The sequence below is a fragment of the Microcoleus sp. N9_B4 genome (assembly GCF_036701635.1).
Taxonomy (GTDB): Bacteria; Cyanobacteriota; Cyanobacteriia; order Cyanobacteriales; family Microcoleaceae; genus Microcoleus.
In genome coordinates, this window is the sequence record NZ_JAUBRC010000023.1 from 54,115 (window position 1) to 66,947 (window position 12,833).

Consider the following 12,833-nt stretch of genomic DNA (forward strand, 5'->3'; position numbering starts at 1 on the left):
CGACATGGACAAGGAATTTAATGCCTATCTGTTGGGTGGTGGTATCGGCTCTTTAGCAGCCGCAGCCTTCATAATTCGCGACGGCGGACTCCCTGGCAGAAATATTTTTATCCTAGAAGTAAAGCCCATCTTGGGCGGGAGTTTGGATGGAGCCGGGAACCCTGTAGACGGTTATTCGATGCGGGGGGGACGGATGTTGACGACTGACAATTATGAATGCACTTGGGATCTTTACAAGTCCATCCCCTCCCTAAGTTCGCCCGGTAAAACAGTGTTTGACGAAACTATGGAGTTTAATGAACGGCATAAGTCAAATTCTATGGCGCGTCTCGTTGACAGCCGCCGAGCAAAAGTCCCTGTGAGTTCAATGGGCTTTTCCATGCAAGATCGTCAAGAGTTGCTGAAGCTTAGCCAAGCTGATGAAGACGAATTGGCTGCTAGTCGTATCACTGATTGGCTTTCTCCAGAATTCTTCAAGACTGAATTCTGGTTTATGTGGGCAACTACATTCGCCTTCCAGCCGTGGCACAGTGCCGTTGAATTCAACCGTTACTTGCATCGCTTCATGCTCGAATTCTCTCGGATTGAAACCCTTGCTGGGGTGAAGCGAACCATTTACAATCAGTACGATTCATTGGTTCGTCCACTTCAGAGTTGGCTCGCAGATCAAGGTGTCAATTTCATCGTCGATTGCAAGGTCACAGATCTCGATCGCAACACCGAAGAAGGCAAGTTTGTGGTGACAGGCATTCATTATCAGCAGAAGGGTGAAAGTAAAGCGATCGCGCTTAAAGACGGCGACCTGGTTTTTCTGCAAAACGGATCGATGACTGATGCCTCAAGTTTGGGTTCTATGACAAGTGCGCCCAAGAAGCTGACCAAACAGGACAGCGACAGTTGGAATTTGTGGGAAAAGCTGGCGGCAGAACGCCCAGATTTCGGTAATCCTTCTGCTTTTAACAACAGCATTGCCGAGTCACTGTGGGAGTCTTTTACAGTCACACTAAAAACCCCTGCATTCTTCAACAAAATGCTTGAATTTAGCAGCAATCAACCGGGAACTGGTGGGCTTGTCACGTTTAAAGACTCCAACTGGCTGATGTCCATCGTGCTCGCCTATCAACCCCACTTTATAAATCAACCTGTTGATATACAGGTCTTCTGGGGATACGCTCTTTTCCCCGATCGCGTGGGTGATTTTGTGCCCAAGCCGATGAGCGAGTGTAACGGTGAAGAAATTCTGCGAGAACTCTGCGGTCATCTACGATTCGATCTGGATACTGTGGAATCGGCAAACTGCATTCCTTGCAGGATGCCGTACATCACAAGTATGTTTATGCCTCGTTTAGGCACGGATCGACCGTTGCCGATTCCTCGCAGCTCGAAGAACCTTGCTTTCATCAGCCAGTTTGTCGAAATTCCTGATGATGTTGTCTTCACGGTTGAGTATTCGGTGCGAGTTGCTCAAATGGCAGTTTATGAATTTTTAGGTATTAACCGCCAAATCCCGCCCGTTTCGCCTCATGATAAGTCACTGCGAGTGCAGTTTGAGGCTTTAATCAAAGCGTTTAAATGAGTTTTGTAACTTCCCAGAAAAGTTGATTCATACCGTCAATCAGCAACGCCGTTTTTTCATTATCTTTACCAAAATTTCTGTTCTATTATCTTAAACTCTTTAGTCGAGTAGAGAGTCAAGTAGAGAAGTCAACATCATTCTTCAGGCATATTTACTCGAATTTCTGAATTTAGGCCTTGACTCTCTAGTCTGGTGGAGAGTTTAGTATGGACTTAGTTCTAAGAAATTAATCACTCAATTGAGGATAAAGATGAGTATGCTCACACTTGCTAAAACAGTAATCGGTGGAACTATAGCTGGCTTAACGTTGTTAGCTTTGACAGCTAATCCCTCGTTTGCAGACACTCACAACCCGACTGCTAGCCCAACTACAGCTTCTAGCTCTACCAATGAAGCACCCGTAGCTCAAGAGCGTCTTACTCCAACAATAGCGCAAACCAATCAGGCTCCGCAGCAGCCTACTGAAGGCGGATGTAGCTGTTGCAAGAATATGATGAACAATATGCCTGGTATGAACAATATGCCTGGGATGAGAGGAAATCAAAGCAACCCCTCCAGATAGACAGTTATTGCGATCGCCATGCGATCGCCTTTTGGGAAATATTTAGGATGCTGTGAAAAGAACTAACAGACAAGGCGTTCTTTGGAATCAGAAAAACGGTGTCGCCCTAACAGTTTTACTGCTCTGTTTACTGCTTTGTTGGTGGTTGCAGCATCCTAATATAAATCTATTCACCCCAGAAGGCTTCAAACAAGCAGTCAAGAATCTAAGAATTTTTGTCGCGGTTCAGGTGTTAGCCACCGTCGCGGCAATTTCTTTGTTCCGCTCTGAGGTTCCAAAGCGGGAGTTTAGTCAGTAACCCTGAACCTGAATTTTTCTCACTAACTCAAGCTTGATGCCAGACGTGAGGTAGTGTTGTGCCTGAATCATCAATGCTGATGTTTCTGCATCCAACCCAGCATTAAGCCAGTTCCCATTAGTAAAACACCAGCAAAGCTATAAGGGGCGCTTACCTGCCATGCAAACAGAACGCCCCCTAACATCGATCCCCCAACTTGTCCGAGGCTATTAGCGGCATTTTGAATTCCTAACACCGTTCCCGTGTGTTGACCGCCCCGTTTTGAAATCAAAGCAGCTACATTTGGGGTAATCAATGCCATACCGAATGCCAATATAGCGACAACTCCCAGCACAATGGGAAGCGATCGCGCCATTAGTAGCAGGAAAATGCCGCTTCCCATGAGTGCAAATCCCAGAGCAACTTGGGCGATCTCATTCATATATCGAGACAAAAAGCTCACTGCAATGATTTGAAAGACTGCCATCACTGAGCCACACATCATAAATACAAAGCCTGTTTGGACGGGCCCGTATCCCAATATTTCTTGAGCATATAATGCAAAAACGGCTTCAAACATCGTGAGTCCAAACTGGGCGATCGTGGCTAAACCCAACAGCAGTAATAGTGGTTTACCCAGCCTTTTCCAATCTAGTGCTGGCTGACGAGGGACTACAGTTGCGGATCTCGATGGTAACGATTCTGGCAACCAGCGGAGAGCGACTAGCAGCGTTAAGAACATCAAACCCGCAGCTAGAAAAAAGGGAGGAGCATAATTTTCAATTTTGAGATCGAAAAAACCGAGGGTAAAATGTAAGTCTTCACGAGTTGTCAAACCACCAAAAGCTGGTCCAGCAATTGCTCCAAGACTCACTGCTGTACCGAGCCAAGCCATTCCTTGGGTGCGATCGCGCTCAGTCGTTACATCCGAAACATAAGCGGCAGCAGCAGGCAGCATCGCAGCGGCTAGAACCCCACCGACTGCTCGAGCAACATAAAGCATTGCGAGGGAAGAGGCAAACCCAAATAGTAGTTGAGCGATCGCGGAACCGGCAATTCCGATCAAAATTAAGGGTCGCCTGCCGACTCGATCTGACAATTGCCCCCAAAACGGTGCTGTAATTAACTGAGCGAAGGCGTAAATGCTGGTTAATAAGGTAATGTGAATGGCGATCGTCTCACGCGGAACAACTGCTATATGTAAATGTTGGGCGTAGAAAGGAAGTACAGGCAGGCTTACTCCGAAGCCAATCATGACTACAAATAAGCAAACAAGAAGTAAGAAGAGCTTTTTAATCATAAAATCAGGTGAGGGGTTTTATTTGTATTGGGTTGGTGATTACTCTGGTAATCGAAACCTATCGAGTTAATGGTTTCTAGGCGTTGCTCATTCATGGTATGAATCAACTTTTCGCTTGATGTTACAAAACTCACCCTACTTAGCTTATACCCATTCCGAAATCTTGAATTTATACCTGTATTCAGCAACGCCAGGCTGAATCTCATTAACTACCAATAGTCACACAAACCTGGGATAATTTAAACAAACGGCTCAGATGGTAAGCCAAAGAAGCGAAAACAGCAATGGCAAGCTACAGAGAATGGAACCAAGCATTAGTGTCTTACTTTACCAGTGGCGTACCGCGCGGTACTAAACTTTACGTAAGCGTTGACGACGATGTACTCGAGCGTATTGGTCTAGAATTTGGAAAGGATACGGGCGTCAACAACGGTCGCGATGACTTTTTGATTGCCGTAAGGAAAAGAGTCATCATTGACCAACAAGTTAATTTGAGCAACTTGCGAGGGTGTGATTCTGACGGTTTACCCAAAAGTATTGCCTTTCTCAGTGCCACAGTCCTAGCCGCCTATCAGATGGCTGAGGAAGAAAAAATATCAGAACTAAACTACTTCCGGCGATTGCAGAAAATTTTAGGTCTGTCCGACGCTCGTCGTCCACCGGGCATGGAATCTGGTTCCGCTGCTGAAGAACCGCTATGGAAAGAATGGAATCTTTGGCTAAGGCAACAGGGATTTTTACCTTCAGCAGTTCGGGGTCGCGGTGGTCCAACTACCTATATAAATTATCCAATTTCGCAATCTCTTCTACGCCACGCTGATAAAAACCGACTTCTAGATATATTTAACGAAAAGCAATGGACAGCCCAATGGGATGCCCAAACTTTATTTACTCATGTCCGCCGCGAGACGCCGAGGCTTTGCCAACACTTAAAAGAGTTACTGACGGACAACAGGCAGCGCTATGAAGCCGTTGCCGAAGCAATTCACGAAGTTTACGAACAATGGCAAAATGAGGGGAAACCAGTAACACTAAAACAAGGAGTACGCACCTGGAGCCGCTACCTTTTTGCAGGTTTATATCGCACTGAAGATCCATTCTTGGGCCAGATTGATTACTATCTCTACCCGAAACAGCTAAAAGGGCGACCAGTAGAATCGGTACAAGTTCAGTACAGAGATAACGTTCACCAGCTTCGGGACGAACGCGCTGGATGGTATTTCCCTCTAAAAAATCCAATAAATATGAATGAATTGGATCGCGGTGCAAGATACCAAATTAGTTGTTCTACAGACCTGGATTCCCTAATTTTGCCCGAGCGTAACTTTTGGATATTAATTCCAGATCCCGATAACCCAGATTCAGGAGCCTATGCTTCTTGGGGAACGCCATCCCTCGGTACGCCATTTATCCTACTCTACAAAAAAGAACTGCTCTCAGATATTCAACGGTTGCAAGATGAGCAGCTATTGAAATGGCAGGGTGGAGCACAACCAGTATTTAAAAATTCTACCTGGTTTGAAATTCACACCTGCATGGTTGTTTCCCAAGCTTGGGATGCAGTCTTTATCAAAAGTCAAGAACTTAAAGATGCTTTGCAACCCAGTGTCCGTTTATCTATTAGCTTTTCAGGTGGTTTGCGCGTACCTCAATTGGGTGCATGGCTAGAGGGACATAGCCCTCTAGTAACTATCTTTGGTTTCCATCCCACAGTTGAGTTACAAGTAACTCGATTATCGGATGATTCCCAAATTTGGGAAAAGTTACAGCAAAGTACAAATATTCCCATTGTAGTTAACTTTCCTAGTGTAGGTGACTATCTCGTAAAAGCTACTTGTGGAGGTGAATCTAGCGAGCGCTTTGTCAGAATTGTTGATTGGAGTGGTCTGTCAATAGTAGAACCATCAAGTTGTGAAGTGATGCCGATCGGTTCAAGTCATAATATTTGTGGCAGCGTCCTTCAGTCATTGGCTCAATAAAGTTAAATAAATTCAAAAGTAAAATGACCAAAATTCAACGTTGGTACAGAGGATTTTCATACAAAGGGAACCCAAAACAACTTATCCAGGAAGTTTCCAAACACATACAACACCAAAATATCAGTCAATATGTGCCACTTCTGCGACTGGAAAAAGGAGCTACTTCTAGAAAAAGCTTTTATTTTTTTCTAGCAATTGAAAGTAGTACCCTAGGAGAAATACCTCAAGAAATTGTAAACTCTAATTTGCTCAAATTTCCCTGTTTTAAAACTTCGGCAGTTCCCGGCAATAAGAGCTTCACCTATGAACAAATAAAATCTATGGTTGGGGCAGCCCATGAAGTTTACGATTACACGAACCCTATTCCTTATCAGCCTGTAGAGAAAGTTACCTATGATAACCCATTTGAGGCGAGCGCCTCATCGCCTATCAATCAATCGTCACCAGATATTGAGGCACTTTCCCAGCGTTACGAACACCTTCTCTACTGGCTATCTACCCTTGGTAGCGGAACGTGGGAATCCTTCAAAAAAGCCTGCGATACTCTGAGACTTGAGGAACCAAAACGCATTTTACGGAGGCTTAGGTTGCTTGGGCATATTGAGTCTTCTTCAGACGGTACACGATGGTCTATGGCTCCTACAGCCCTCGTTAAGATTAAATCAGACTCTCCAGAATTTCTTCTTTGCGGTCAACGCAGCATCAAGTTGCTGAAGGAGTTGGAAAAATATACAGATATAATTTCCAGTCATCAATCAAGAAGAGACGCACCGCCTTGCATTCGTCTCAATTTGAGTGACTTTAATATAATTACAAGCCAGTTTTCTATCCTTTACGCTGGGGAAGTATCGAGCCGACTTGCTGAAATTATACCAAATCTTGACATTTGGAAGCAGAATCTCAGAAGCTTGCAGGGAATTGTGCCGAGTATATACGAGTGGAAGCGCTTTGATGGTAATGATTTTATTAGCTGTATCTCTCCCAATCAAACAGGTATGTACCAGATGTGGAGGATAGAGGAGAGCGATCGTCCTGGCTATACACTCTTTTATGACCAAGAAAGCGCTAGTTGGCGACAGGGCGACTGGTATGGTCTACGATTTTTAGCATTGCAGCACAGTGGCTTTGAATGTATTGCACGTTACGATCGCGCTAGCTGGCGTTTAGCAATACCTGTCTCCCAGCGTTGGCCTGAAATTTACGAACGTGCGCTAGTGCTAGCATCTGGACAACTCCCAACTTATCAAAAATCCTGGTTGCTCTACGAGAACGTGCCGATGGAAGTAATTTCTCTGCTAACTGATAAACTTAATGTAAAGTGCGAAGAGGTACCTGCCAGTGCATGACTTAGTTGGCGCATATCAAAGACTTGATCGCATTTATCAGCTATATATCAAAAGTGCCTTTCCCCTGCGTTACCGCGCTTTGGCTGATGAACGCGATCGCCTCCTCCAGCAACCAGGTATCTTGAGTCAGCCTCCCTTAGTTGAGCCTGTCCCGATTTATCCATCATCGGGGATGAATTTGTCAGCCGCAGCCAATCAACTGCCCTCCGAATACCACAATTTGGCACAACTTGGGCAAATGATTTTCGATCCGGGAGTCCAGCTTTACCAACACCAATGGGAAAGCCTGCGGGAAGTGTTGGTTAACCAGCGAGATTTAGTCGTGACTACTGGTACGGGTTCCGGTAAAACCGAATGTTTCCTCTTACCGCTTTTGGCACAGTTAGCAAGGGAATCCCAAACTTGGGGGGCTAATCGCCAACCGCCATCAAATCATCGTTGGTGGGATAACAATGTAAATTCTAATGGCGACCGTATCTCTCAATGGGCGCATACACCCCGACCAAAAGCCCTCCGTGCCTTGATTCTCTATCCTCTTAACGCGCTAGTTGAAGACCAGTTGCGACGGCTGAGAAAAGCGCTAGAAGCGCCATCAGTACACCAGTGGTTAAATCAAAACAGAGGGGGAAATAGAATTACCTTTGGACGCTACACCGGACAAACACCAGTTTCAGGCATACAGAAAGACGATAGTATCAGACGACTGAAAAATGAATTAAGGGAACTAGAACAGCAGCGCCGACAGAGAGATACGGATATCCAAAACAATCCGTCTTGGCTTCAGGATATGCCCGATTTGCCTTACTACAAACCGCTACTTGATGGCGGTGAAATGTGGTCTCGGTGGGATATGCAAGATAGTCCGCCGGATATTCTAATTACTAATTACTCGATGCTCAACATTATGATGATGCGGAGTATTGAGAACAATATTTTTGATGCTACTTGTGACTGGCTTGCTGACAATCCCGACAACCAATTTTTCCTAATTATTGATGAACTTCATGCTTATCGCGGTACGCCGGGGACAGAGGTTGCTTATATTCTGCGATTGTTGTATTCGCGTTTGGGATTGACACCAGACTCGCCACAACTACGGATTTTGACGACTACAGCTAGCCTTGAGCCAAATCAACAGGGCAGAGACTTTTTGCGTGAGTTTTTTGGCCGCGATAATTTTGACTTCATCACAGGACAACAAACCCCACCAACACCAGGGGCAAGATTCAATCTTTCGGCCTATCAAAATGCTTTTGCCCAGTTTGCTCAGTCAGTACAAGCTGACCCATTGCAGGAAATGCAACCGCCAAATTCAGCATCTAATCAAGTGCGGAATGCTATGTCTAATTTGGCTATGCAGCTTGGACAACCGGCAGGATCTGGACTAAGTGCGGAACAACATCTTGGAGAAGCACTGGCTACTTTAGGCGCAGCAGATGTACTGAGAGATGCTTGTCGCGAAGTCGATCGTCTGCTTAATCCAAGTAATCCTAACCCTACAGTGAGGGCTACGAAAGTTATAGATGCAGAACACTTAAATGATCCAACAGATTTAGACCGTCAAATTTTCTCTGGTGCTGCGAGTAATGGGTTGGTATCTGATGCGATGCGGGGGCTACTTCTAGGACTGGGAATGTCTCAACGAGTGAGTACGGGGCGATCGCCTCAACCTGTACGCGGTCATCTATTCTTCCGCAACCTGCAAAACTTATGGGCTTGCTGTAATCCTAACTGTACCCATTCACCAGTCGATCGAAATATAAGGCAGAACACTCCGAATCCTCCGACTGTTGGTGCAATTCATGCCACTCATCGCCTTAGCTGCTCCTGTGGTTCTCGTGTTTTGGACTTAATTATTTGTGAAGTGTGTGGAGAGGTTTTTCTTGGAGGCTACAACAAAACTACTCAACGAATAGGAAACACAAATGTAGAAATTCTTACACCCGATCAACCCGATTTAGAGGGAATCCCTGACCGTATTACTCTCAATCAACGCTACGGAAATTATAGAGTTTTTTGGCCTTTGCCTGGAGAGACACCTGTTTGGGATACGCAGCCACAAGACCCAGAATGGACGCTTGATAAAATAAAACGCCGATGGGTTCGTGCCAAGTTAAATCGGACTACAGGCGCACTTACGCAGAATAGCACTCAACCACAAGTAGATGAAGAAATACCAGGGTGGCTCTATCAAGTGACAGGCAATCATCCAGAAGAACGAGCATTGCCAAGTAAATGTCCTCGCTGTGATGCTGACTACGGAAGACGAGACAAATTTCCTACTCCCCTGCGTTTCCACCGCACCGGATTTCAGAAAGCTTGCCAAGTGCTTGCCAGTGGACTTCTGAGAGAAATGCCAGCACCAATAAGCCCCACCAGTCGATCGTCTCGCAAGCTGGTCATATTTTCCGACAGCCGTCAAGATGCCGCCAAGCTAGCTGCAGGGATGGAGCGCGATCATTATCGCGACATGGCGCGGATGTTGCTGATTCAGTCTTTTCAAGATTATTGGAATGACTTTGTAGGCTTCCTCCGCATTACTTCTGCAAATAACCAGACAGCACTTACTAGGTTGCAGGCATTGAACCCAGATCTTTACACTGCTGTTGTTGCGAATCCGCAGCCTGATGATATGGTTCGGCGCAACCGATTTCGCAATACTAATCAGGCTTTGGTAAATGAAGCAAGAGACTGGATTGATGATTTGCCCTCAAGTAATCAGCAGGCTCGTGACGAATGGCTAGGATTACTAGAGCGCTACCCAGGGGGAATTCCTCTTCTGAATTTGCGGGATAAGATTCGAGATGGCCTTCTCAATTATGGCATTTGTCCGGGCAGACCCAGCTTTCGGACTATGACCTATACAGTCGGACAGGGAAGGGGAGTAGAAAGGTTTCCTTGGTTTGATTGCTACAACTGGAATGCTAATCCAATCGCACGAGTTATTCCCGGCACCCAGGAACAGAGAGCTCATGCTGACCTGTTGGAAGCTCTCTTAACTGAAGAGTTGATGTATGCTCTTTTCCCCCACATTGCTCGGACTATTGAAGGACTGGCACAGGGTTGGGTTAGCTATCAATATCAAGGAAACCGAACTCCGTTGATTGAAGCAACTGAAGCAGTGATTCGACAATTAGGAATTCGGAAATTACATCGCTATTTTCCCCATGTCCGTCTCGACAATAATTCAGATTTGCCTAAGTTTGCTCAACGGTACATTAGTAGAACGGGCCTTGAACTAAGCGACGTGCAGCATCAGTTACAACAAGTCATTCCAATCCAACCTTCAAATCAATCTCAAAGTCAACGATTTATACTCGATCCCGATCGCCTCTATCTCGTTTTACCACCCCCGGCAAATTCTGATGGTTCGCGTCCGGGATTCCGTTGTCCGCAATGCAATGCTTTCTTTATTCAACCTGCTGCTGGAGTTTGCCCCGAATGTAACAGCGATCGCCGTTTTGACAATCCGAATACTTCCACAATTCATCTGACACCAGGACAGACAACAAGCGACTTTGATTACTATACCTATCTTTCAGAGCAATCAGGTCAGCCGTTCCGCATGAATGCAGAGGAATTAACGGGTCAAACTGACAAAAAAGAGCGAACTAGGCGCCAGGAGTTATTTCAAGACATCCCTATCAATCAAGAAATTCTGCGGGTTCAGGGTATCGACTTATTGAGCGTCACAACGACAATGGAAGCGGGGGTAGATATTGGTGCATTGCTAGCAGTAATGATGGCAAATATGCCGCCCCGCCGATTTAATTATCAGCAACGAGTTGGTCGTGCTGGCAGACGTTCTGCGGGAGTTTCATTAGCTGTTACCTTCTGTCGAGGCCGAAGTCACGATGACTTTTACTTCCAGCGTCCTGAAAGCATCACAGGCGATCCGCCGCCACCGCCCTACGTTGAGATGAAGAGTCAAGAAATTTTCCAGCGCGTCCTCATCAAAGAAGTGTTAAGGCAAGCTTTCACAGACACAGGAATCACTGCGTCTTTAGGTGGGACTGACAACGTACACGGTGAGTTTGGTGATGTTGCTAATTGGGCTAATTATGAAGTAGCGATCGCCAATTGGTTAAACAATCCAGCCAATGAACCGAAGATTTTGTCAGTTTTGGATATTTTGCGGGTGCAAACAACATTATCGAATGCTAGTAATTCTCAAATGTTGAATTATCTCCGCCAAAACCTGATAAATGCCATTCAAAATGTTGTAAATGACCCTACATACACTCAGAATGCGCTGAGCGAACGTTTGGCAAATGCGGGGTTATTACCGATGTTTGGTTTTCCAACGCGGGTGCGTTTGCTTTACACGCGCTGGCCCTCACCGGGCGCTCAATGGCCACCAGAGACGGGAATAGTCGATCGCAACCTTGATGTGGCTATCAGCCAATTTGCACCAGGATCTGAGACTGTCAAAGATAAGGCGGTTCACACTGCTTGTGGTGTGGTTGAATTGTATCCTCAAGGCAACACAATTGCGACCGCACCAGGCTTAGTCCCAGCACTCACTCAGGGCAACGAATCTCTCGGACTTTGTAGTAACTGTCAAGCGGTAATCTACCCGTACATAACCTTAAATGAACCACTCCCTGGCGGTCAGCGATCGCCAACAACTCAATGTCCAGTTTGTGGTGTAAATGATGCGATGCGTTACATTGATGCCAGGGAACCCAAGGCATTTTTTACAGACTTGCAACCAGAGGACTTTGATGGGCAATTTGAGTGGCAACCGCGATCGACACGACCTTCTTTGAGTATCCCTCCGAATGATGGCACGCCTGCAAATAATGGCACGCCTGCATCTGTCCTTAATGCTTCTGTATCTGCATTCAATGACAATATCATTTCGGTTAATGATAATGGTGGCACTGGAGGGTTTGACTTCTACGAAAGAGTTAGGATTGATAATCGACATAAATCAGGAGCTTATGCTGTATCTAAGCAAAACAGTTCGGTTAGTACATCTGGAGCGGTTTATCGGGTAGCTCTACTATCTCGACGTAAAACAGATATCCTATTAGTAAATATTCAGGAATGGCCTAATGGCATATTTGCCAATCCAACTACAGTTGAAGGTCGTGCTGCTTGGTATTCTTTCGCGTTTTGGCTGCGGGTAGCGGCTGCTTCTCTTCTCGATGTGGATGCACTGGAGTTGCAGGCGGGTTTTCGTTCATTAGAGCAGAATGGAGCGATTATAGGTCAAGCTTTTCTTTGCGATCAATTGGAAAATGGAGCTGGATATTGCCAATTTCTCGCCCAACCGAATGAGTTTCAACGACTGATGGATCGGGCAGATCCAACAATTTCAAACAGCATTGCCTGGAAATGGACGACTCCTCACGAGCACGGAAGTGATTGTGATACTTCCTGCAATTTGTGTTTGCGGGACTATCAAAATCTGGCTTATCACGGGTTATTGGATTGGCGACTGGCTTTAGATATGGCACGATTGGTGTCTAATCCTGCGTCGGCGATCGATCTCAACTCTTCTTGGGGCAATATTCAGAATCCTTGGCTCAACTTAGTGCAAGTTCCAATTCCAGCCGCACTTCAACGCTTGGGTTATGGTGCACCAGTGCAGTTTGAGACTCTCACTGGCTACGTGCACCAGAATGCTCGACGGCGGACAATCAAAATGATTCGACATCCTTTATGGAATGATGACCATCCAGAGTGGATTGCAGCGGTGGCGAGCGCGCGATCGCAGTATCCTGGTTATCAGGTCGAGCCTGCCAACCCATTTATGGTTCTCCGGCGACCGGGAGATTGTGCGTAGAT

General features: G+C 45.9%; 7 protein-coding genes. 6 read left to right on the forward strand and 1 reads right to left on the reverse strand.

What is annotated here, in order from left to right; translation table 11 throughout:
• The first annotated feature begins 4 nt into the window (after positions 1–4).
• The 3 genes from QUA43_RS16825 to QUA43_RS16835 all read left to right on the forward strand — a co-directional run bounded on the left by QUA43_RS16825 (position 5) and on the right by QUA43_RS16835 (position 2,436).
• The gene (locus QUA43_RS16825) at positions 5–1,576 is read left to right on the forward strand and encodes an oleate hydratase (RefSeq protein WP_333142799.1); all 1,572 of its coding nucleotides are present in this window, start codon (positions 5–7) and stop codon (positions 1,574–1,576) included.
• 250 nt (positions 1,577–1,826) lie between these two features.
• Positions 1,827–2,138 (forward strand): hypothetical protein, encoded by a 312-nt coding sequence (locus tag QUA43_RS16830; RefSeq protein WP_333142800.1) that lies wholly within the window; start codon positions 1,827–1,829, stop codon positions 2,136–2,138.
• Positions 2,139–2,190: 52 nt separating this feature from the next.
• Positions 2,191–2,436 carry a hypothetical protein gene (locus tag QUA43_RS16835; protein ID WP_333142801.1) on the forward strand — a complete coding sequence of 82 codons (246 nt, stop codon included), beginning with the start codon at positions 2,191–2,193 and terminating at the stop codon, positions 2,434–2,436.
• A 70-nt stretch (positions 2,437–2,506) separates the two neighbouring features.
• Here the strand turns inward: QUA43_RS16835 and QUA43_RS16840 are convergent, their stop codons facing one another.
• Positions 2,507–3,715, reverse strand: a complete 1,209-nt coding sequence (locus tag QUA43_RS16840; RefSeq protein ID WP_333142802.1) for an MFS transporter — start codon at positions 3,713–3,715, stop codon at positions 2,507–2,509.
• A 284-nt stretch (positions 3,716–3,999) separates the two neighbouring features.
• On the opposite strand from QUA43_RS16840, the gene QUA43_RS16845 reads away from it, so the two are divergent.
• Genes QUA43_RS16845 through QUA43_RS16855 form a run of 3 tightly spaced genes read left to right on the forward strand, consistent with a single transcriptional unit; the run spans position 4,000 to position 12,831 of the window.
• Complete coding sequence (locus QUA43_RS16845; RefSeq protein WP_333142803.1) at positions 4,000–5,694, forward strand: hypothetical protein; 1,695 nt, start codon at positions 4,000–4,002, stop codon at positions 5,692–5,694.
• 23 nt (positions 5,695–5,717) lie between these two features.
• Entirely contained in the window at positions 5,718–7,040 is a 1,323-nt protein-coding gene (locus QUA43_RS16850) for a hypothetical protein (protein WP_333142804.1), read from the forward strand.
• Positions 7,033–12,831 (forward strand): DEAD/DEAH box helicase, encoded by a 5,799-nt coding sequence (locus QUA43_RS16855; RefSeq protein ID WP_333142805.1) that lies wholly within the window; start codon positions 7,033–7,035, stop codon positions 12,829–12,831. Before QUA43_RS16850 ends, QUA43_RS16855 begins: the two co-directional genes overlap by 8 nt.
• The last annotated feature ends 2 nt before the right edge of the window (positions 12,832–12,833 follow it).

Excerpts from the sequence above, each read along its gene's own strand:
- QUA43_RS16825 (WP_333142799.1), top strand. The coding sequence starts at position 5 with ATGGACAAGGAATTTAATGCCTATCTGTTGGGTGGTGGTATCGGCTCT.
- QUA43_RS16830 (WP_333142800.1), top strand. The coding sequence starts at position 1,827 with ATGAGTATGCTCACACTTGCTAAAACAGTAATCGGTGGAACTATAGCT.
- QUA43_RS16840 (WP_333142802.1), bottom strand. The coding sequence starts at position 3,715 with ATGATTAAAAAGCTCTTCTTACTTCTTGTTTGCTTATTTGTAGTCATG.
- QUA43_RS16845 (WP_333142803.1), top strand. The coding sequence starts at position 4,000 with ATGGCAAGCTACAGAGAATGGAACCAAGCATTAGTGTCTTACTTTACC.
- QUA43_RS16850 (WP_333142804.1), top strand. The coding sequence starts at position 5,718 with ATGACCAAAATTCAACGTTGGTACAGAGGATTTTCATACAAAGGGAAC.